Genomic DNA, 20,797 nt, shown 5'->3' with positions numbered 1-20,797 from the left:
GCGGACATGACGAGTATCACGCTCGACGACCAGCAGTGATACAGGCGATGTGTTTGATTACACATGTTGCCAGCTAGGTTTGCGGGTATCCGCCTGACTAGCGTGGTGGCTAATCGCAGTCGCGCGTCCAGAAGCCCCCCGTCAGGAGCAGCGGAAACATGAGCCCCCAGCCAGGTACCACAGCTGGACCGGAGCGCCGTCATCAGGTGGTCATCATCGGCTCCGGGTTCGGTGGACTGAACGCGGCGAAGAAACTCAAGCACGCCAACGTTGACATCAAACTGATCGCGCGGACGACGCACCACCTCTTCCAGCCGCTGCTGTACCAAGTGGCGACGGGCATTGTGTCCGAAGGCGATATCGCGCCGCCGACCCGGGTCGTGCTGCGCAGGCAGCGCAACGTTCAGGTGCTGCTCGGGGACGTCACTCACATCGATCTGGAGGGCAAGTTCGTGGTGTCCGATTTGCTCGGACACACCTACGACACTCCCTACGACAGCCTGATCATCGCCGCCGGCGCCGGCCAGTCGTATTTCGGCAACGACCATTTCGCCGAATTCGCGCCCGGCATGAAGTCGATCGACGACGCCCTCGAGGTGCGAGGGCGCATCCTCAGCGCGTTCGAACAGGCCGAGCGGTCGCGCGATCCGGAGCGGAGAGCCAAGCTGCTGACGTTCACCGTGATCGGGGCCGGGCCCACCGGCGTCGAAATGGCCGGGCAGATAGCGGAATTGGCGAAGGACACCTTGAGGGGCTCGTTCCGGCACATCGACTCGACGAAGGCGCGGGTGATTCTGCTCGATGCCGCGCCCGCCGTGCTGCCGCCGTTCGGCGACAAGCTGGGTCAGCGCGCGGCGGCCCGGCTGGAGAAGATGGGCGTAGAAATCCAACTGGGTGCGATGGTCACCGACGTCGATCGCAACGGCATCACCGTGAAGGATTCCGACGGCACCGTCCGGCGCATCGAGTCGGCCTGCAAGGTGTGGTCCGCCGGCGTGTCAGCCAGCCCGCTGGGGCGCGACCTCGCCGATCAGTCGTCGGTCGAACTGGACCGGGCCGGCCGCGTCAAGGTGCTGCCCGACCTGTCGGTCCCCGGCCACCCGAACGTGTTCGTCATCGGCGACCTGGCCGCCGTGGAAGGCGTGCCAGGGGTGGCGCAGGGGGCGATTCAGGGCGCCAAGTACGTCGCGAGCGCCATCAAGGCCGAACTCGGCGGCGCCAACCCGGCCGACCGGGAGCCGTTCCAGTACTTCGACAAGGGCTCCATGGCCACGGTGTCGCGGTTCTCCGCGGTGGCCAAGATCGGCCCCCTCGAATTCAGCGGCCTGTTCGCCTGGTTCGCCTGGCTGGTGCTGCACCTGGTCTACCTGGTCGGGTTCAAGACCAAGATCAGCACGCTGCTGTCCTGGACGGTGACGTTCCTGAGCACCCGGCGCGGCCAGCTGACGATCACCGAGCAGCAGGCGTTCGCCCGGACCCGGCTCGAGCAGCTGGCAGTGGTCGCCGCGGAGGCCAAGCGGCCGGCGGCCAGGCGGGCCAGCTAGCCGATCGCCGCTGACTCCCTCGGATGAGGGTGCGCGACAACGCATTTCATCGCTGGTCGAGCCTGATCAGCCCTCGCGAACCTCGAGGTTCTGCAGCCGCACCTGACCGCGGGCGACGATCCGGTCGTCGCTGTCGGTGATGGTGACCAACCACAATTGCTGGCTTCGCCCGCGGTGGATCGGCTCGACGGTGCCGTACACCATGCCCGAGCCGATGGAGCGCAAAAAGTCGGTGTTGTTGTTGACGCCCACCACGTTTCCGCCGCCGCGGGTGGCCAGCCACGTGTAGGCGGCGACGCTGGCCATGCTCTCGATCATCGAGCAGTAAACGCCACCGTGAACCAAACCCATCGGCTGCAGCAGCTTGGGCGTGACCTCGAGCTGGGCGCGGGCACCGTCGGGGCTGAGTTCGGTGAATTGCAGCCCGATTTCGCGGTCGAACGGTGCGGCGAAGTCCGGCGGGAGGATCGTTTTCTGCGGCTCTGGCACGTCCATGTGTCTACACCATGGCCCCGGCACGACGTCGCGGCGGATTCTGGGCCGGAAAACGGCTGAGCCCCGCGCCTCGAAGGCACGGGGCTCGCCGATCGAGTAGACCGGGGGTCGCTGCAGCCCTCAGGACTCTCACACGGTCCGTTATCGCTCGACTCGATCAGAATAGGCAAGGCTGCCCTAACTTTGCAAGGGGTATTGTTCTTCTTGTTCGCGGCGGGGGCGCGCGGTGGCCGACACAGCGATTTGTCAGGCTTTCGTACGACCGTCGGTAGTAAGCCGGAGTACGCTTGATTCGACGCTCAGGAGATGAACGAACTATGGCCAAACTGACACGGCTGGGGGATCTAGAACGGGCCGTCATGGACCACCTGTGGTCCACGCCCGAGCCTCAGACCGTTCGCCAGGTCCATGAGGCGTTATCGGCACAGCGCGACCTGGCCTACACCACGATCATGACCGTCCTGCAACGGCTGGCCAAGAAGAACCTGGTCTCCCAGATCCGCGACGACCGGGCGCACCGGTACGCACCGGTGCACGGTCGCGACGAACTGGTCGCCGGACTCATGGTGGACGCGCTGGCCCAGGCCGAGGATTCCGGCGGCCGTCAGGCCGCGCTGGTGCACTTCGTCGAACGCGTCGGCGCCGACGAGGCGGAGGCGCTGCGGCGCGCACTCGCCGAACTGGAAGCCAATCAACGCAACAACTCCCCATCTGCTGGCGCTCCACCGGAGGGCTGAGGGACACTAACTATGTGTCCGCGCTGGCTTTCACCATTCTCGCGGTGCTACTGACCGGCCCGGTGCCGGCGATGTTGGCACGCGCGCGCTGGCCGCTGCGCGCTCCCCGCGCCGCCATGGTGCTCTGGCAAGCCGTCGCGCTGGCCGCGGTGCTGTCGGCGTTCAGCGCCGGCATCGCGATCGCCACCCGGTTGCTGATGCCCGGCCGCGACGGGCGCCCCACGACCAGCATCGTCGGCGCCGCCGACCGCCTCGGCTGGCCGCTGTGGACGGTCTACGTCAGCGTTTTCGCCCTGACCGTGCTGGTCGGCGCCCGATTGATGGTCGCGGTGGTCCGGGTGGCCATCGCCAACCGGAAACGACGGGCCCACCACCGCATGGTCGTCGACCTGGTCGGAGTCGGCCACGGCGCGGCGCTGTCCCAGCCCCGCGCCCGCACGCGCGATCTGCGCGTGCTCGACGTGGCGCAGCCGCTCGCCTACTGCCTGCCCGGCGTGCGCAGCCGGGTGGTGGTCAGCGAGGGAACGCTGACCACGCTCGCCGACGCCGAGGTCGAGGCGATTCTCACCCACGAGCGCGCCCACCTGCGCGCGCGACACGACCTGGTGCTGGAGGCCTTCACAGCGGTGCACGCCGCATTCCCGCGGCTGGTCCGCAGCGCCAACGCGCTCGGTGCGGTCCAGCTCCTGGTCGAGTTGCTCGCCGACGATGCGGCGGTCCGCGCCGCGGGTCGCGCTCCCCTGGCCCGGGCGCTGGTCGCGTGCGCATCGGGGCTGGCCCCGTCGGGTGCACTCGCGGCCAGCGGCCCCAGCACGGTGGTCAGGGTGCGCCGGCTGGGTGGACGTGGCAACAGCCCGCTGCTGTCGGCGGCCGCATACCTGGCCGCGGCCGCGGTGTTCGTGGTGCCCACCGTCGCGCTGGCCGTCCCGTGGCTCACCGAGCTGGAACGCTTGTTCAACCTCTGACGCAGCCGGGGGCCGATCACCCCGGGCGCCCGACTGTTCGCTGTGCCACAGTGTCACCGAAAGCTTTTCGGAAAAGTTGTCCACATTGAGAGGCGAAAACATGAGTTCGTCGGATGCCCGCTCCAGCTCCAAGACCGGCACCGCGCAGATCGGCGTCACGGGCCTGGCCGTGATGGGTTCAAACCTCGCCCGCAACTTCGCCCGGCACGGCTACACCGTGGCGCTGCACAACCGCTCGATCGCCAAAACCGATGCGCTGCTCAAGGAGCACGGCGACGACGGCAACTTCGTCCGCTCCGAGACGATCGAGGAATTTCTGGACGCGCTGGAGAAGCCGCGACGGGTGATCATCATGGTCAAGGCGGGTGACCCCACCGACGCCGTCATCAACGAGCTCGCCGACGCCATGGAATCCGGCGACATCATCATCGACGGCGGCAACGCGCTCTACACCGACACCATCCGCCGCGAGAAGGCGATCCGCGAGCGGGGCCTGCACTTCGTCGGCGCAGGCATCTCCGGCGGTGAGGAGGGCGCGCTCAACGGCCCGTCGATCATGCCCGGCGGCCCGGCCGAGTCGTACAAGTCGCTCGGCCCGCTGCTCGAGGAGATCTCCGCGCACGTCGACGGCGTGCCGTGCTGCACCCACATCGGCCCCGACGGCGCCGGTCATTTCGTCAAGATGGTGCACAACGGCATCGAGTACTCCGACATGCAGCTGATCGGCGAGGCCTACCAGTTGTTGCGCGACGGCCTGGGCAAGACCGCTCCCGAGATCGCCGACGTGTTCGCCGAGTGGAACAAGGGCGACCTGGACAGCTTCCTGATCGAGATCACCGCGCAGGTGCTGCGCCAGACCGACGCCAAAACCGGCAAGCCGCTGGTCGACCTCATCCTCGACGAGGCCGAGCAGAAGGGCACGGGGCGCTGGACCGTGAAGTCGGCCCTCGATCTCGGTGTGCCGGTGACCGGTATCGCCGAGGCGGTGTTCGCCCGCGCGCTGTCCGGCTCGGTCGCCCAGCGCAAGGCCACCACCGGCCTGGCCTCCGGCCGGCTCGGCGAGAAGCCAAGCGACGCAACGCAGTTCATCGACGACGTGAGCAAGGCCCTGTACGCGTCGAAGATCGTCGCCTACGCGCAGGGCTTCAACCAGATCCAGGCCGGCAGCGCCGAGTACGACTGGGGCATCACGCCCGGCGACATGGCGACGATATGGCGCGGCGGGTGCATCATCCGGGCGAAGTTCCTCAACCGGATCAAGGAGGCGTTCGACGAGAATCCCGACCTGCCGACCCTGATCGTCGCGCCCTATTTCCGCAGTGCCATCGAGGAATCCATCGACAGCTGGCGTCGCGTCGTGGTGAAGGCCACCGAGCTCGGCATCCCGATCCCCGGCTTCGCCTCCGCGCTGTCCTATTACGACGCGCTGCGCACCGAGCGGCTGCCGGCGGCACTCACGCAGGGCTTGCGCGACTTCTTCGGCGCACACACCTACGGGCGCATCGATGACGACCCGGGCAAGCGCTTCCACACACTGTGGAGCGGAGACCGCTCCGAAGTGCCCGCGTAGCCGGGCGATACCAGAGTGAAGGGGGCTTGAGTTGGTGGGGCGACTGCGATGAGGTTTCTCGACGGGCACCGACCCGCATACGACCTGACGTACAACGACGTGTTCGTGATGCCGAACCGCTCGGAGGTCGCGTCGCGCTTTGACGTCGACCTGTCCACCGGTGACGGCTCGGGCACCACGATCCCGGTCGTCGTCGCCAACATGACCGCGGTGGCGGGCCGGCGGATGGCCGAAACCGTCGCGCGCCGTGGCGGACTCGTCATCTTGCCGCAGGATCTGCCGATCACCGCGGTGCAGCAGACGGTCGAGTTCGTCAAGAGCCGCGACCTGGTTCTCGACACCCCGGTGGTGCTCGGGCCCGACGACTCGGTGTCCGACGCGACGGCCCTGATCCACAAGCGGGCGCACGGTGTCGCGGTGGTCACCTTCGAGGGCCGTCCGCTGGGCCTGGTGAGCGAATCGTCGTGCCTGGGCGTGGATCGCTTCACCCGCGTGCGCGACGTCGCGATGACCGACTTCGTCACCGCCCCGGTGGGAACCGAGCCGCGCAAGGTCTTTGACCTGCTCGAGCAGTCACCCATCGGTGTCGCGGTCATGACGAACGCCGACGGCACGCTGGCCGGCGTGCTGACCCGCACCGGCGCCATCCGCGCGGGCCTGTACACCCCGGCCGTCGACGCGCGGGGCCGGCTGCGGATAGGCGCGGCCGTCGGCATCAACGGCGACGTCGGGGCCAAGGCGCGGTCGCTTGTCGAGGCCGGGATCGATCTGCTGGTCATCGACACGGCGCACGGGCACCAGGTCAAGACGATCGAGGCGATCCGGACGGTCACGGCGCTGGAGCTGGGCGTGCCGCTGGCGGCGGGCAACGTCGTCTCGGCGGAGGGCACCCGGGACCTGCTGGGCGCCGGGGCGGACATCGTCAAGGTCGGCGTCGGACCGGGCGCGATGTGCACCACCCGGATGATGACCGGCGTAGGCCGCCCCCAATTCTCGGCTGTCGTCGAATGCGCTTCGGCAGCACGGGAATTGGGTGGACACGTGTGGGCCGACGGCGGCGTCCGGCATCCCCGGGACGTGGCGCTGGCGCTGGCCGCCGGGGCGTCTAACGTGATGATCGGGTCGTGGTTCGCCGGCACGTACGAGTCGCCCGGCGACCTGATGCGCGACCGCGAGGACCAGCCGTACAAGGAGAGCTACGGCATGGCCTCCAAGCGGGCGGTGGTCGCGCGCACCGGGGCGGACACCGCGTTCGATCGGGCCCGCAAGGCGCTGTTCGAGGAGGGCATTTCGACGTCCCGGATGGGGCTGGATCCGGCCCGCGGCGGTGTCGAGGATCTGCTCGACCACATCACCTCGGGCGTGCGCAGCACCTGCACCTATGTCGGCGCGGCCAACCTGGCGCAACTGTACGACCGGGTCGTGGTCGGCGTGCAATCGACCGCCGGCTTCGCCGAGGGGCATCCGCTGCCACAGGGCTGGTGACACGCGGCAGTAAGGCTAGCCTTGCCTAAGTCAGGCTGCTAACGTTCTGCGCCATGACTTCCTCTTCCCCCACTTCTTCGACTTCCCCTTCTCCGGTCGCCGCCGAGCTGCTGAGCATCCTGCGCGACGACCTGAACGTCGACCCGTCGCGCGTGACGCCGGATGCCCGGCTCGTCGACGACGTCGGACTGGATTCGGTCGCCTTCGCCGTGGGCATGGTGGCGATCGAAGAGCGGCTGGGCGTGTCCCTGTCCGAAGAGGAGCTGTTGAACTGCGACACGGTCGGCGACCTGCAGGCCGCGATCGCCGCGAAACCTCGCGATGAGTGAACTGGCCGCGGCGCTGACGGACGCGATGCGCACGGGCACCAGCGAACTGGTTGTCTTCGACCGCGAGACGTCGAGGTGGGGCCACCACCCCTGGCCGGAAGTGCACGGGCTGGCCGAAAACATCGCCGGGTGGCTGCTGGACCGCGGGCGCCCGGCCGCGGTGGGCCTCGTCGGCGAACCGACACTCGAGTTCGTCGCCGCCATCCAGGGCGCGTGGCTCGCGGGCGCCGGCGTGTCGATCCTGCCCGGGCCGGTGCGCGGCGCCGACGGCAGGCAGTGGGCCGAGTCGACGCTGACCCGCTTCAGCGGGATCGGTGTGCGCACCGTCCTGAGCCATGGCGCGCACCTGGACGGATTGCAGGCGCTGGATCCATCCGGACTCGGCGACATGGTCGTCGAAAACCTTGCCGCGGCGGCACATCCGGGTCGCGCGGGAGCGGCCTTTACGACCGACGCCGGTAACCCGGCGATCCTGCAGGGCACGGCGGGCTCCACCGGCTCACCCAAGACGGCCATGCTCGCGCCGGGCGCGGTGCTGGCCAACCTGCGCGGGCTCAACGCGCGCCTCGCCGTGACGCCGGCGGACGTCGGCTGTTCGTGGCTGCCGCTGTACCACGACATGGGCCTGTCGTTCTTGCTCGCCTCGGCGCTGGGCGGAATGTCGGTATGGCTGGCTCCCACAGCGGCTTTCACCGCCTCGCCGTTTCGCTGGCTGGGGTGGCTCTCGGAAAGCCGCGCGACGATCACCGCGGCGCCCAACTTCGCCTACAACCTGCTGGGCAGGTATGCCCGCCGGGTATCCGACGTCGACCTCGGCGCGCTGCGGGTGGCGATCAACGGCGGAGAACCGGTCGACTGCGAGGGATACCAGCGCTTCGCCGACGCGATGGCCCCGTTCGGATTCGACGCCGGCGCCGCCACCCCGTCCTACGGGCTGGCCGAGTCGACCTGTGCCGTGACCGTGCCGGCCCCTGGCACCGGGCTGCGCTTCGCCAGCGGCACCGACGAGACGGGGTCGCATCGCCACGCGGTGCTGGGCGAGCCGATTCCGGGGACAGAGATCCGGATCTCGCCGCGCGACGACGCGCGGGACGGGATCGGTGAGATCGAGATCCGGGGCGCGTCGATGATGGACGGCTATCTGGGTCACTCACCCGTCGACCGCCAGGGCTGGTTTCCCACCGGCGATCTCGGCTTCTTCGACGAGGGTGGCCTCGTAGTGTGCGGCCGGGCCAAGGAGCTCATCACCATCGCGGGCCGCAACATCTTCCCGACCGAGATCGAGACGGCCGCCGCCGGGGTCCGCGGAGTGCGCGAGGGCGCCGTGGTGGCGCTGGCCACCGGTGAGCGTTCCGCGCGCCCCGGCCTGATCGTCGCCGCCGAATTCCGCGGCGCAGATCAGGCCGGCGCCAGCGCCGAGGTCATTGCGCGCGTCGCGTCCGTGTGCGGCGTCGTTCCGTCCGACGTGATCTTCATGGCGCCGGGGTCGCTGCCCCGGACGTCCTCGGGCAAACTCCGCCGGCTGGAAGTCCGGCGTTCCTTGGAGGCGGTGGACTAAGTGACGATAACAGCGGTGACGACCTCGACATCCGACACCACCCTCGACGACTACCGGGAGCTGCTCGCCGGCGCGTTCGACGACCAAGTCCTGGCGTGGACGGCCGAAGCCGAAGCGCAACAACGCTTTCCGCGTGAGCTGATCGAGCACCTGGGTGCCCGCGGGGTGTTCAGCCGGAAGTGGGGCACCCGGCCGCTGCCCGACGTGGCCAAGCTGGTGGAACTCGCGCTCGCGCTGGGCCGGCTGTCGTCGGCGGGCATCGGGGTCGGCGTCAGCCTGCACGACTCGGCCATCTCGGTGCTGCGCCGATTCGGCAAGTCGGATTACCTGAAGGAGATCTGCGAGCGGGCGATCCGCGGCCAGGCCGTGCTGTGCATCGGGGCCTCCGAAGAGTCGGGCGGCTCGGATCTGCAGATCGTTCGCACCGAGATCTCCTCTCGGAACGGCGGTTTCGATGTCCGCGGAATCAAGAAGTTCGTGTCGCTGTCTCCCATCGCCGATCACATCATGGTGGTGGCGCGCAGCGTCGATGACGACTCGAACAGCAGACACGGCCACGTCGCGCTGATCGCGGTGCCGACCGCGCAGGTCAGCGTGCAGCGGCCCTACAACAAGGTCGGCGCCGGCCCGCTGGACACCGCCGCCGTGCACATCGATACCTGGGTGCCCGCCGACGCCCTGGTCGCCCGCGCCGGCACCGGTCTCGCCGCGATCAGCTGGGGGCTGGCGCATGAACGCATGTCGATCGCCGGGCAGATCGCCGCGTCGTGCCAGCGGGCGATCGGAATCACACTGGCCCGCATGATGACTCGTCGGCAATTCGGCCACACGCTGTTCGAGCACCAGGCGTTGCGGCTGCGGATGGCGGATCTGCAGGCGCGCGTCGATCTGCTGCGGCACGGGCTGAACGGCCTTGCGGCCCAGGGCCGGCTGGACCTGCGCGCGGCCGCGGGCATCAAGGTGACCGCCGCCCGCCTCGGCGAGGAAGTGATCTCGGAGTGCATGCACATCTTCGGCGGGTCGGGATATCTGGTCGATGAGTCACCGCTGGGCTCCTGGTGGCGCGACATGAAGCTGGCCCGCGTCGGTGGCGGCACCGACGAGGTGCTGTGGGAGCTGGTGGCCGCCGGGATGGCGCCCGACTACGGCGGCTACGAATCCGTGATCGGCGCCTCCAGCGCGTAGAGCGCCATGCGCCGATTCGTCGTGTCGTACTCGCCGAGGAACTTGCATCCGGCGTACTCGCACAGCCGGCGCGCGGTGGCGTTGCGGTGATCGGGGTCGAACATGATCCGCCGGCACCGCGGCTCGGTCGAGAAGACGCTGGCCACGATCCGGGGCAACAGCATGGGGCCCAGGCCGCGGTTCACCAGGTTAAGGTCGGCGATGGCGGCGTGCAGCCCCAGGTCGTAGGGCTCGGCGTCATAGTAGTGAGAGATCAGATCCTTTGCGCCCCAATAGAGTTCGAGGTAGGCGCGCGGTGTGCCTCCCATGCTGCCGAGCAGCGGGAGCGAATAGGTCCCGTCCAGCTGGGCGCTGAGGTGCTGGCGCCAACGGGGCGCCGGCCAGTCGTATTCCCACGCCTGCGCCAAATGCGGGCGGTTCATCCACTCGGTGACCATGTCCACGTCCTCGAGCTGCGCCACGCGCATGCCGAACGGTGGATCGAGGGTGGGAACCGGTGGGCGGGGAATGCGCGCCACCTCGTCGGGAATGTCGAAGCGTTCGCGCGGGAGGACCTGAATGGACGGCGTCTGAGCGTCGGGCATAGTGCGCAGAGCGTACCTGAGTAAGGTTAGCCATACTTTAGTCGGCCCGGGGAATCCGCCGAATTCGGCCGGGCGACCCCCTGGCCGGGGTTGGGCAGCGCCGTGCGGCCGCGACCCGGGCTAGCATATGACAGCAAAGACGGACGCAACCGCGACCGCTCAGCCACCAGGCAGTGAAAGGATCGACGTGCCGCAGGCACCCGTGCCAGCCAACGGCTTGCGGGCGCACGGGCCGTCAGCCGAATCGCCCGATGCGGAGCCTCCTTCCGCGCCGTCTCCGCTCGTCACGCCTTTCCCCTCGGCCGGCCGGCCGCGTCGTTCATGAACGTCACCGTCACCGTGATCAGCATTGTGTCGATCGCGGTGCTCATCTTCGGCAACGCCGTCTTCGTCGCCGCGGAGTTCTCGCTGACCACCCTGGACCGCAGCGCCGTCGAGGCCAACGCGCGTGGCGGCGGGCGCCGCGACCGCTGGATCCGTCACGCGCACCAGCGGCTGTCGTTTCAACTGTCGGGCGCCCAGTTGGGTATCTCGATCACCACGCTGGCGGCCGGTTACCTGACCGATCCGATGGTGCAGGACCTGCCGCACCCGTGGCTGGATGCGATCGGCATACCCGACAAGGTCGGCGACGCGATCATGGCCTTCCTGGTGCTGGTGATCGTGACATCGGTGTCGATGGTGTTCGGCGAGCTGGTTCCCAAGTACCTGGCGGTGGCGCGCCCGCTGTCGACGGCCCGTGCCGTCGTGAGCGCCCAGCTGTTGTTCTCGCTGCTGCTCACCCCGGCGATCCGGTTGACCAACGGGGCGGCGAACTGGATCGTGCGCCGGCTCGGCGTCGAACCGGCCGAGGAGCTGCGCTCGGCCCGGTCCCCCCAGGAGCTGTTGTCGCTGGTGCGTTCGTCGGCGCGCAGCGGCTCGCTGGACGCCGCGACGGCGGCCCTGGTGCGGCGCTCGTTGCAGTTCGGCGCCCTGAGCGCCGAGGAGCTGATGACGCCGCGGTCCAAGATCGTGGCCCTGCAGACCGACGACACGGTCGCCGACCTGGTGACCGCGGCCGCCGAGTCCGGATTCTCCCGCTTCCCGATCGTCGACGGCGACCTCGACGAGACGGTCGGCATCGTGCACGTCAAGCAGGTGTTCGCCATCCCGCGGACCGAACGCGCCCGCACGCGGCTGATCACGGTGGCCCAACCCGTTCCGAACGTGCCATCAACCCTGGACGGCGACGCGGTGATGGCCGAGATCCGGGCAAACAACCTGCAAACCGCGCTGGTCGTCGACGAATACGGCGGCACCGCCGGCATGGTGACCGTCGAGGACCTGATCGAGGAAATCGTCGGCGGCGTCCGCGACGAGCACGACGATGCGACTCCGGACGTGGTGCCCGCCGGCTCCGGCTGGCGGGTCTCGGGCCTGCTGCGCATCGACGAGGTGGCCGCCGCCACCGGCTTTCGGGCGCCCGAAGGCCCCTACGAGACCATCGGCGGGCTGGTGCTGCGCGAGATCGGTCACATCCCGGTGGCCGGCGACACGGTCAAGCTGCCCGCGCTGGACTCCGACGGCCTACAGGACCCGGTGACGCGTTGGCAGGCAACGGTGATCCGGATGGATGGCCGCCGAATCGACCTGCTCGAGCTGATCGAACTGAGCAGTCACGGTGACGTCCCCGCGACCGGGGTGCACCGATGAGCGACACCATGGGCCTGCTGTTGGCCGTCCTGTTGATCGGGGTCAACGCGTTCTTCGTCGGGGCGGAGTTCTCGCTGATCTCGGCGCGCCGCGACCGCCTCGAGGCGCTCGCCGAACAGGGCAAGGCGGCCGCGGTCACGGTGATCCGGGCCGGGGAGCAGCTGCCGTCCATGCTGGCCGGTGCCCAGTTGGGCGTCACGGCCGCGTCCCTGCTGCTCGGGCGGATCGGCGAGTCGGCGGTGTCCAATCTGCTGCGAACCGCGCTGGGGCTCACCGGAATTCACCCGACGTTGCTGCACACATTGTCGTTCGCGATCGCGCTGGCCATCGTGGTGACGCTGCACGTGCTGCTGGGCGAGATGGTGCCGAAGAACATCGCGCTGGCCGGACCGGAACGCACCGCGATGTTGCTCGTCCCGCCGTATCTGGCCTACGTGCGGGCCGCGCGGCCGTTCATCGTGTTCTACAACAAGTGCGCCAACCTGGTGGTCCGCGCGTTCGGCGTCGAACCCAAGGACGAGCTGGAGATCACAGTCTCCCCCGTCGAGCTCAGCGAGATGATCGCCGAATCGGAGTCCGAGGGCTTGCTGGACCGCGAGGAACGCACCCGGCTCACCCGGGCACTGCAAATTCGCCACCGCGTGGTCGGTGACGTGGCGGTGCCCCTCGCCCGCGTGCACGCGGTACCGGTCGCCGCGGCGGGCTCGGGCCCCACGGTCGGGGCGGTCGAGCAGGCCCTGGCCCAGACCGGTTACTCGCGGTTCCCGGTGGCCAGCGTCGGCGGCGTCTTCCTCGGGTATCTGCACATCAAAGACGTGCTGACGCTCGGCGACGATCCGCAGACGGTGATCGATCTGGCGAAGGTGCGCCCGCTGCCGCGGCTGTCCCGGTCGCTGGCGCTGGCCGATGCCCTGTCCCGGATGCGCCGCAGCAACAGCCATCTGGCGTTGGTGACCGACGAAATCGGGGCGGTGGTGGCCATGGTGGCCATGGAAGACCTGGTTGAAGACCTCGTCGGCACCATGCGCGACGCGTAGCGGCACTGGCCGGCCGGGACGCCTCTGCGCTGCCCGTATGATCTTTCACGGCTACCAGTTAAGAAAGTGCTGGAGGGCAACGGCCGTTGGCACGCGGAACATGCGTTGCTGGAAACAGATCCCGATGCTCGCCGCAGCGTCGTTCTTGGGGCTGTCAGCGCTTCCTGACCTGCTGTGGCGAGTCGGGTGATAACGCTCACCATGCTGCGCTCGGTAGGCTTATGACATTGCCAATCTGGCCCGACGATGGTCCGGTGCGGCCCATGACGGAGGAGAATCATGACTGATCGCGTGTCGGCGGGGAACTTGCGCGTCGCCCGAGTGCTCTACGACTTCGTGAACAACGAGGCCTTGCCCGGCACCGACATCGACCCGGACAGCTTCTGGGCGGGCGTCGACAAGGTGGTCACCGACCTCACCCCCAAGAACCAGGACTTGCTACGCCGCCGCGACGAGCTGCAGGCCCAGATCGACAAGTGGCACCGCAGCCGCGTCATCGCGCCGCTCGACATCGACGAGTACCGCCAGTTCCTGACCGAAATCGGTTATCTGCAACCCGAACCCGCGGACTTCACCATCACCACCTCCGGTGTGGACGACGAGATCACCACGACCGCCGGCCCGCAGCTGGTGGTGCCGGTGCTCAACGCCCGGTTCGCGCTGAACGCCGCCAACGCCCGGTGGGGCTCGCTCTACGACGCCCTGTACGGCACCGACGTCATCCCCGAGAGTGACGGCGCCGAAAAGGGCACCAGCTACAACAAGGTCCGCGGCGACAAGGTGATCGCCTACGCGCGGAAGTTCCTCGACGAGGCCGTGCCGCTGGAATCCGGTTCGTGGGCCGACGCGACGGGCCTGTCCGTCGACGACGCACGGCTCAAGATCACGACCGCCGACGGCTCCGTCGGCCTGGCCGACCCGGAGAAGTTCGCCGGTTACACCGGCGAGCTCGGTTCCCCCAACTGGTCGGTGTTGCTGGTCAACCACGGCCTGCACATCGAGATCCTGATCGACCCGGAATCGCCGATCGGCAAGACCGACTCCGCGGGCATCAAGGACGTGGTCCTGGAATCGGCCATCACCACGATCATGGACTTCGAGGACTCGGTGGCCGCCGTCGACGCCGACGACAAGGTGCTGGGCTACCGCAACTGGCTCGGGCTGAACAAGGGCGATCTGTCCGAAGAGGTCTCCAAGGACGGCAAGAGCTTCACTCGGGTGCTCAACGAGGACCGCACCTACAGCACACCCGACGGCGAGGGCGAACTGGTTCTGCCCGGCCGCAGCCTGCTGTTCGTCCGCAACGTCGGTCACCTGATGACCAACGACGCGATCGTCGACGCCGAGGGCAACGAGGTGTTCGAGGGCATCATGGATGCGCTGTTCACCGGCCTGACCGCGATCCACGGGCTCAAGACCGGGGACGCGAACGGCCCGCTGGCCAACAGCCGCACCGGGTCCATCTACATCGTCAAGCCCAAGATGCACGGGCCCGACGAGGTCGCCTACACCTGCGAGCTGTTCAGCCGCGTCGAAGACGTCCTCGGCCTGCCCCAGGGCACCCTCAAGGTCGGCATCATGGACGAGGAGCGGCGCACCACCGTCAACCTCAAGGCCTGCATCAAGGCCGCGGCCGACCGGGTCGTGTTCATCAACACCGGCTTCCTGGACCGCACCGGCGACGAAATCCACACCTCGATGGAGGCCGGGCCGATGATCCGCAAGGGTGCGATGAAGAGCACCGCGTGGATCAAGGCCTACGAGGATGCCAACGTCGACATCGGCCTGGCGGCCGGCTTCAAGGGCAAGGCCCAGATCGGTAAGGGCATGTGGGCGATGACCGAGCTGATGGCCGACATGGTCGAGCAGAAGATCGGCCAGCCGAAGGCGGGCGCGACCACCGCGTGGGTGCCCTCGCCGACGGCGGCCACCCTGCACGCGATGCACTACCACTACGTCGACGTGGGCGCCGTGCAGGAGGAGCTCGCCGGCAAGAAGCGCACCAAGATCGAGGAGTTGCTGACCATCCCGCTGGCCAAGGAGCTGGCCTGGGCTCCCGAGGAGATCCGCGAAGAGGTCGACAACAACTGCCAGTCCATCCTGGGCTACGTGGTGCGCTGGGTCGCGCAGGGCGTCGGCTGCTCGAAGGTGCCCGACATTCACGACGTCGCGCTGATGGAAGACCGTGCCACGCTGCGGATTTCGAGCCAGCTGCTGGCCAACTGGCTGCGCCACGGCGTGATCACCGAGGAGGACGTGCGGGCCAGCCTGGAGCGGATGGCACCGCTGGTCGACGAACAGAACGCCAAGGACGCGGCGTACCTGCCGATGGCACCGAACTTCGACGACAGCCTGGCCTTCCTCGCCGCACAGGATCTGATTTTGACCGGAACGCAGCAACCCAACGGTTACACCGAGCCGATCCTGCATCGCCGTCGGCGTGAGGTTAAGGCACACGCCGCGCAGTCGAATTGAGCCTGCGCTCAAATCGGGTTCGTACGTGTAATAGTGCCGGCGATGATTAAAATCGGCGCCGAGTTAACGATGGATCGACGGAAAGGCCGCGGGCACTGCTATGGGTAGGCACAGTGCGCCCGACCCTGACGACTTCCTCGACGAGCCATCTCGCGACGACGTCGTCGACGAGCCGTCTCGAGGTGATGAGGCGGGACGCCGCCACCTGGAGGCCGGCCGCGACGAGGAAGCCGACCTCTACTCGGACGAGGGTTATTACTCCCGCGAACGTCGGTATCCCGACGACGATCCCTACGCGGCCGAGGATTCGTTCGTAGACAGCGCCGCTGACGACTACCCGGAGTTTCCGTCGCGGCCGGCCGCCGCGTCGAGCGCGGAGCCGCCGGCCTCGACACCGTCGCTCTTCCGGGGCGGGCATCGTGGGCTCGCCGATCGGCTGGGTGGTCATCGCAGCGACGGCGGCCCTCGCGGCGTCAGCATCGGCGTGATCGTGGCGCTGGTCGCGGTCGTCGTCGTGGTCGGATCGGTGATCCTATGGAGCTTCTTCGGTGACGCGCTGTCCAAGCGATCGCACACGGCGGCGGGCCGCTGCTCGGGCGGCCAGGAGACGGTGGCCGTCGTCGCAGACCCGTCGATCGCCGATTCCGTTCAGCAACTCGCGGAAAGCTACAACAAATCCGCCGGGCCGATCGGCGACCACTGCATGGTGGTGAGCGTCAAGCCGGCCAACTCCGACGCCGTGCTGAACGGCTTCATCGGCAAATGGCCCGCGGAACTGGGCGGCCAGCCGGCGCTGTGGATTCCGGGCAGCTCGATCTCGGCCGCGCGGCTCGCCGGGGCGACGGCCCAGAAGACCGTCACCGAGAGCCATTCGCTGGTCACCTCGCCGGTGGTGCTGGCCATCCGCCCGCAACTCGCCCCGGCCCTGTCCAACCAGAACTGGGCGGCGCTGCCCGGACTGCAAAACAACCCGAATGCGTTGGCCGGGTTGAACTTACCCGCGTGGGGCTCGCTGCGGCTGGCGCTGCCGATGAACGGCAACGGGGACGCATCGTTCCTGGCCGGCGAGGCGGTGGCGACCGCGTCGGTACCGCCCGGCGCGCCGGTGACGCAGGGTACCGGCGCGGTGCGCAGCCTGCTGAGCGGACAACCCAAGCTGGCCGACAACTCGCTTAACGAGGCGATGAACACGCTGCTGAAGCCCGGCGACCCCGCGACCGCCCCCGTCCACGCGGTCGTCACCACCGAGCAGCAGCTGTTCCGGCGCGGCCAATCGTTGCCAGACGCCAACGGCGCCTTGGGGTTCTGGCTGCCACCCGGCTCCGCCGCGGTGGCCGACTACCCCACCGTGCTGCTCAGTGGTTCCTGGCTCAGCCGGGAACAGGCCTCGGCGGCCAGCGAGTTCTCGCGTTTCATGCATAAGTCCGATCAGCTGGCCAAGCTGGCGAAGGCCGGCTTCCGCGTCAACGGGGTCAAACCGCCCAGCAGTCCGGTCACCAACTTCCCGGCGCTGCCGGCCGCGGTGTCGGTGGGCGATGAGCCGATCCGCGCCACCCTCGCCGAGGCGATGGCGAGCCCGTCGAGCGGGCAGGCCACGACCATCATGCTCGACCAGTCGATGCCCGGCCAGGAAGGCGGAAAATCCCGGCTGGCCAACGTGATCGGCGCGCTGCAGGACAAGATCAAGGCGCTGCCCGGCACCGCGGTAGTCGGGCTGTGGACGTTCGACGGCCACGAGGGTCGCTCCGAGGTGGCGAGCGGGCCGCTGTCCGACGCCGTCAACGGCCAGCCGCGTTCGGCGGCGCTGGCCACCGCGCTGGACAAGCAGTACTCGTCGGGGGGCGGCGCCGTGTCCTTCACCACGCTGCGGATGCTCTACCAGGATATGCAGACCAACTACCATGCGGGACAGACGAATTCGATCCTGTTGATCACCGCGGGACCGCACACCGACCAGACACTGGACGGGCCGGGGCTGCAGGACTTCATCCGCAAGAGCGCCGATTCGGCCAAACCCATCGCCGTGAACGTCATCGACTTCGGAGCCGACCCGGACCGCAGCACCTGGGAAGCGGTAGCCCAGCTCAGCGGCGGTAGCTACCAGAATCTCGCGACGTCGGCGTCACCCGATCTCGCGTCGGCGATCAACGCCTTTCTGAGCTGACGGCGCGAGTCGGCCCCGCCCGGCGTGGGCACGGGGCCGCCGCGGTCCGTGATAGATAGTTCGCGTTCGCCTACCGGCGATACCGGCTCCGGTGGCGCCGGGCGCTCGCGGAACGCGCAGGTCGGACTCGGCGAAAGGCATGGCTGCCACACCGGTCCCGACCGAATCTCTCGCCGTCTCTATCGAACGGCGGCGGTCTGTGCCAGACTCAACGATAGAAATCACCCCGATTTCTATCAGGCGTGGGGACTGTGGGGACGTGTTCGAGACATCCGCTGGCGGCGCAGCGGACACGCACCCGAACCCGTCCGAGGTCGATCCAGGAAGGCGGCGACGTGGCCCATCCGCTACCCACTGATCCCGAACTCCCGGCCACCCCGCCGGATCGGCGCGCCGAGCGGGCCGACAGCGATTCGGTAAACACCTCGTTTCTGGCCGAGGAGATGTCACCCTGGCTGACCCCGGCGTACGGTGCGGCGAATGTCGTGATGCAGCTGGCGAATGCGGGCGTGGCCTATGGTGTGATGGAGAGCAAGGTCGACAGCGGCAACCTGCACAAGCACCCGTTCAAACGGGCCCGCACAACGTTCACCTACATTGCGGTGGCCATCGCCGGAAATGCCAAGGATCGCAAAGTGTATCGGGAAGCGGTCAACGCCGCACACGTCCCGGTGCGGTCCGGTCCGCAAAGCCCGGTGCGCTACAACGCGTTCGACCCCGCGTTACAGCTTTGGGTGGCGTCCTGCATGGCCGCGGTCTTCGAGGACACCCGCAGGTTGCGGGGCGGGCGATCCCGCCACGACCCGGAAACGATTCACCGGGCCGCGTCGGTGTTCGCGACCACACTGCAGGTGCCGCCCGAAATGTGGCCGGCCGATCGGGCTGCCGCTGACCGGTACTGGCAGCAGCAACTCGACCGACTCGACTTCGACGAACGGATGCGCCGCTATCTGATCGGCATCGCGCGGCTGAACTTCCTGCCCACGCCCATCCCGGCGCTGTTCGGCGGCTGGAACCTGTTCATGACGCTGGGCTATCTGCCCGCACAACTGCGCGACAAGCTCGGATTCGGCTGGTCGGACGCGCAGCAACGCCGGTTCGACCGCTGGCAGCGTGTTCTCGGGGTGCTGGACCTGTTCACGCCGCGGTTCCTGATGCGGCTGGGTGTGCAGGCGGTGGTCTGGGACATGCGGTTGCGCCACATCACCGGGGCAACCGTGGTGTGACCCGAACTCTGGCCCATTAAAGGAGGAGCGGCATGACGACGTCGGCGAGTTTCGTATGGGGCAATGGAGCCACGTTGAAACCAGATGCGGCGCACCGCGAATTGGCGGACGACGTCCGGTGGTTCGCGGGCTCGCCCTTGGCGGCGGCATTCGGCCGGCTGGCTCTGGACCAGGTGGCGCACCGGGAGATCGCCGCGGCGGTGGACCGCAGCGGACGGTTCGCCGACAACTTCACCGACCGCGGCATCCGCAGCGCCGCGTTCACCGCCCTGGCCACCTTCGGCGACAGCTCCGACGTGCGGACGTCGCGGGCCGACCTCAAACGATTGCACCGCGATGTGCGGGGCACCGGCAAGGACTCGTTCAGCGACACCCGTTACAGCGCACTGGATCCCGAGGTGTGGATCTGGGTGGCCGTGAGCGGCCTCAACCTCCTGTATCAGGCGTATCTGCGGGTGTGCGGTCGTCGGCTCACCCCGGCCGAGAAGGAGGTGGTCTACCAGACGCTGCGGGCGGAGCTGCAATTCCTGGAATTGCCCAGCAAGCAGGCGAAGCTGCCGGCAACCCTGCACGACATGCTCGAGTACTACAACGCCGTCGCCGCAAAAGATCTGGCCGACAACGACTTTCTGCAATTCGCCAACCGCAGCTTCGTCGCGCCACCGCTCCCGAAGTTGTTGCTACCCCGGCAAATACGGCCACTGCTCCGGCTGGTCTGGCCGGTGATGACGACGCTGGCGTCCCGGCCGGTGGTCGTCTGCTCGGCCGCGGTCGCCCACCCCACGATGCGCGGGCTGCTCGGCGTGCGGTGGGGCACGCGTGAGCAGGTCGAGTTCGCCGTCTACGTGGCCGCCTTGCAGCTGGGCTGGCGATGGTTGCCGCGCCGGCTTACTTTGGAGCCCCTGGCCTACAACCGTTACCAGTACGAACGGTTGCGCGACCGCTACCGCTCGGTGCTGCTCGATTCGTTCGCACCGCCGAGCCGAGCCTGATTCGGCACGATAGGCTGCCGCGACGGCACACCCGGAGGAGCTCACCGCACCCGCGGGCGAATACGCTGACACGGCGCAGAATCGACGTGATACCCCGACCGGCTGGAGGCCAGATGGTAGACCCCGCGATGCTGCTGGGCCTGATGCCCGACGGCCTGGCCACCCTCGATCCGACGGCCCGCAGCATCGTCACCGCGGCACGCACCTGCTTCACCGAGCGCGGATTCTCCAACACCACCATGCAGGACATCGCCGACACCGCCGGAGTCGGTGTCGCCACGGTCTACCGCCGCTTCCGGCACAAGCGAAACCTGGTGCGGCTGACCATCATGGACGAATCACTGCGGCTGAGCACGCTCGTCTCCGAGGTCGCGGCCCGGGCGGCGACGCCGGAAGAGGGGATCGCGGAAGTCTTCGCGGCCTTTGTTCACGAAGCCTCCGCGCCGAAGCTGCTCACCCGCAGCATCCGCGAATCACCCGCCGCCGGTGAACTATCCGCCTATCTGACCGATGAGAACCTGATCGCCATGACCCGCGGCTACATCGCCACCTGGCTACGCCGCTGGCAGGAACGCGGCGAACTGTCCGCCGAACTCGACCCCGAGGTGGTCGGCGAGATGATCGGACGGCTGATCATCTCGCTGATCAGAACGCCGAAGTCGGTCATCCCGATCTACAACCAGCACCAGGCCCGCGACTTCGCCCGCCGCTACCTGGTGCCGCTGGTGTTACAGGCCCCGGCGCTGGCGCCCGGCTGAG

At 68.3% G+C, this 20,797-nt stretch carries 17 protein-coding genes; 15 read left to right on the top strand and 2 right to left on the bottom strand.

Annotated features, from left to right (window positions below):
- Positions 1 to 158 precede the first annotated feature (158 nt).
- A complete protein-coding gene (locus A5732_RS01920; RefSeq protein WP_065052888.1) occupies positions 159 to 1,544 on the top strand; it encodes an NAD(P)/FAD-dependent oxidoreductase in 1,386 nt (461 codons plus the stop codon).
- 66 nt (positions 1,545 to 1,610) lie between these two features.
- Here A5732_RS01920 and A5732_RS01915 read toward each other — a convergent pair whose 3' ends face one another.
- Complete coding sequence (locus A5732_RS01915) at positions 1,611 to 2,039, bottom strand: PaaI family thioesterase (protein ID WP_371915846.1); 429 nt, start codon at positions 2,037 to 2,039, stop codon at positions 1,611 to 1,613.
- Between the two features lie 317 nt (positions 2,040 to 2,356).
- Between A5732_RS01915 and A5732_RS01910 the strand changes: the two genes are divergently transcribed.
- The 7 genes from A5732_RS01910 to mbtN all read left to right on the top strand — a co-directional run bounded on the left by A5732_RS01910 (position 2,357) and on the right by mbtN (position 9,868).
- Positions 2,357 to 2,776 carry a BlaI/MecI/CopY family transcriptional regulator gene (locus A5732_RS01910; RefSeq protein ID WP_064881047.1) on the top strand — a complete coding sequence of 140 codons (420 nt, stop codon included), beginning with the start codon at positions 2,357 to 2,359 and terminating at the stop codon, positions 2,774 to 2,776.
- Between the two features lie 14 nt (positions 2,777 to 2,790).
- Positions 2,791 to 3,741 carry a M56 family metallopeptidase gene (locus tag A5732_RS01905; protein WP_076050606.1) on the top strand — a complete coding sequence of 317 codons (951 nt, stop codon included), beginning with the start codon at positions 2,791 to 2,793 and terminating at the stop codon, positions 3,739 to 3,741.
- A gap of 100 nt (positions 3,742 to 3,841) precedes the next feature.
- Positions 3,842 to 5,311, top strand: a complete 1,470-nt coding sequence (gene gndA, locus A5732_RS01900; protein ID WP_076100306.1) for an NADP-dependent phosphogluconate dehydrogenase — start codon at positions 3,842 to 3,844, stop codon at positions 5,309 to 5,311.
- A gap of 48 nt (positions 5,312 to 5,359) precedes the next feature.
- Positions 5,360 to 6,796 (top strand): GuaB1 family IMP dehydrogenase-related protein, encoded by a 1,437-nt coding sequence (locus A5732_RS01895; RefSeq protein ID WP_076050604.1) that lies wholly within the window; start codon positions 5,360 to 5,362, stop codon positions 6,794 to 6,796.
- A gap of 53 nt (positions 6,797 to 6,849) precedes the next feature.
- Positions 6,850 to 7,125 carry an acyl carrier protein gene (locus tag A5732_RS01890; protein WP_065052900.1) on the top strand — a complete coding sequence of 92 codons (276 nt, stop codon included), beginning with the start codon at positions 6,850 to 6,852 and terminating at the stop codon, positions 7,123 to 7,125.
- On the top strand, positions 7,118 to 8,683 hold the full coding sequence (gene mbtM / locus A5732_RS01885; RefSeq protein ID WP_076100304.1) for a long-chain-fatty acid--ACP ligase MbtM: 1,566 nt from the start codon (positions 7,118 to 7,120) through the stop codon (positions 8,681 to 8,683). Before A5732_RS01890 ends, mbtM begins: the two co-directional genes overlap by 8 nt.
- Positions 8,684 to 8,698: 15 nt before the next feature.
- Positions 8,699 to 9,868, top strand: a complete 1,170-nt coding sequence (gene mbtN, locus A5732_RS01880; protein WP_171974941.1) for a mycobactin biosynthesis acyl-ACP dehydrogenase MbtN — start codon at positions 8,699 to 8,701, stop codon at positions 9,866 to 9,868.
- Here the strand turns inward: mbtN and A5732_RS01875 are convergent.
- On the bottom strand, positions 9,835 to 10,452 hold the full coding sequence (locus A5732_RS01875) for a GNAT family N-acetyltransferase (RefSeq protein ID WP_076050600.1): 618 nt from the start codon (positions 10,450 to 10,452) through the stop codon (positions 9,835 to 9,837). The two genes, mbtN and A5732_RS01875, sit on opposite strands and share 34 nt — an antisense overlap.
- Positions 10,453 to 10,773: 321 nt before the next feature.
- On the opposite strand from A5732_RS01875, the gene A5732_RS01870 reads away from it, so the two are divergent.
- The 7 genes from A5732_RS01870 to A5732_RS01840 all read left to right on the top strand — a co-directional run bounded on the left by A5732_RS01870 (position 10,774) and on the right by A5732_RS01840 (position 20,796).
- Positions 10,774 to 12,144, top strand: a complete 1,371-nt coding sequence (locus tag A5732_RS01870; protein WP_076100299.1) for a hemolysin family protein — start codon at positions 10,774 to 10,776, stop codon at positions 12,142 to 12,144.
- On the top strand, positions 12,141 to 13,181 hold the full coding sequence (locus tag A5732_RS01865; protein ID WP_076050598.1) for a hemolysin family protein: 1,041 nt from the start codon (positions 12,141 to 12,143) through the stop codon (positions 13,179 to 13,181). The genes A5732_RS01870 and A5732_RS01865 overlap by 4 nt, the downstream gene beginning before the upstream one ends.
- 279 nt (positions 13,182 to 13,460) lie before the next feature.
- Positions 13,461 to 15,656 (top strand): malate synthase G, encoded by a 2,196-nt coding sequence (locus tag A5732_RS01860; protein ID WP_076100296.1) that lies wholly within the window; start codon positions 13,461 to 13,463, stop codon positions 15,654 to 15,656.
- Between the two features lie 100 nt (positions 15,657 to 15,756).
- Positions 15,757 to 17,820: a substrate-binding domain-containing protein gene (locus A5732_RS01855; protein ID WP_076100293.1), complete on the top strand. Its 2,064-nt coding sequence runs from the start codon at positions 15,757 to 15,759 to the stop codon at positions 17,818 to 17,820.
- A 335-nt stretch (positions 17,821 to 18,155) separates the two neighbouring features.
- Entirely contained in the window at positions 18,156 to 19,046 is an 891-nt protein-coding gene (locus tag A5732_RS01850) for an oxygenase MpaB family protein (protein ID WP_076100291.1), read from the top strand.
- A 32-nt stretch (positions 19,047 to 19,078) separates the two neighbouring features.
- The gene (locus A5732_RS01845; RefSeq protein WP_076100288.1) at positions 19,079 to 20,038 is read left to right on the top strand and encodes an oxygenase MpaB family protein; all 960 of its coding nucleotides are present in this window, start codon (positions 19,079 to 19,081) and stop codon (positions 20,036 to 20,038) included.
- A 113-nt stretch (positions 20,039 to 20,151) separates the two neighbouring features.
- A complete protein-coding gene (locus tag A5732_RS01840; RefSeq protein ID WP_076100286.1) occupies positions 20,152 to 20,796 on the top strand; it encodes a TetR/AcrR family transcriptional regulator in 645 nt (214 codons plus the stop codon).
- Position 20,797: the final 1 nt, after the last annotated feature.

The organism is Mycobacterium colombiense (assembly GCF_001953985.1).
Lineage (GTDB): Bacteria > Actinomycetota > Actinomycetes > Mycobacteriales > Mycobacteriaceae > Mycobacterium > Mycobacterium colombiense_B.
The sequence above is the reverse complement of the archived record's forward strand: the minus strand, read 5'-3'. Positions and strand labels throughout refer to the sequence as shown.

Excerpts from the sequence above, each read along its gene's own strand:
- A5732_RS01920 (WP_065052888.1), top strand. The coding sequence starts at position 159 with ATGAGCCCCCAGCCAGGTACCACAGCTGGACCGGAGCGCCGTCATCAG.
- A5732_RS01915 (WP_371915846.1), bottom strand. The coding sequence starts at position 2,039 with ATGGACGTGCCAGAGCCGCAGAAAACGATCCTCCCGCCGGACTTCGCC.
- A5732_RS01910 (WP_064881047.1), top strand. The coding sequence starts at position 2,357 with ATGGCCAAACTGACACGGCTGGGGGATCTAGAACGGGCCGTCATGGAC.
- gndA (WP_076100306.1), top strand. The coding sequence starts at position 3,842 with ATGAGTTCGTCGGATGCCCGCTCCAGCTCCAAGACCGGCACCGCGCAG.
- A5732_RS01895 (WP_076050604.1), top strand. The coding sequence starts at position 5,360 with ATGAGGTTTCTCGACGGGCACCGACCCGCATACGACCTGACGTACAAC.
- A5732_RS01890 (WP_065052900.1), top strand. The coding sequence starts at position 6,850 with ATGACTTCCTCTTCCCCCACTTCTTCGACTTCCCCTTCTCCGGTCGCC.
- mbtM (WP_076100304.1), top strand. The coding sequence starts at position 7,118 with ATGAGTGAACTGGCCGCGGCGCTGACGGACGCGATGCGCACGGGCACC.
- A5732_RS01875 (WP_076050600.1), bottom strand. The coding sequence starts at position 10,452 with ATGCCCGACGCTCAGACGCCGTCCATTCAGGTCCTCCCGCGCGAACGC.
- A5732_RS01870 (WP_076100299.1), top strand. The coding sequence starts at position 10,774 with ATGAACGTCACCGTCACCGTGATCAGCATTGTGTCGATCGCGGTGCTC.
- A5732_RS01865 (WP_076050598.1), top strand. The coding sequence starts at position 12,141 with ATGAGCGACACCATGGGCCTGCTGTTGGCCGTCCTGTTGATCGGGGTC.
- A5732_RS01860 (WP_076100296.1), top strand. The coding sequence starts at position 13,461 with ATGACTGATCGCGTGTCGGCGGGGAACTTGCGCGTCGCCCGAGTGCTC.
- A5732_RS01855 (WP_076100293.1), top strand. The coding sequence starts at position 15,757 with ATGGGTAGGCACAGTGCGCCCGACCCTGACGACTTCCTCGACGAGCCA.
- A5732_RS01845 (WP_076100288.1), top strand. The coding sequence starts at position 19,079 with ATGACGACGTCGGCGAGTTTCGTATGGGGCAATGGAGCCACGTTGAAA.
- A5732_RS01840 (WP_076100286.1), top strand. The coding sequence starts at position 20,152 with ATGGTAGACCCCGCGATGCTGCTGGGCCTGATGCCCGACGGCCTGGCC.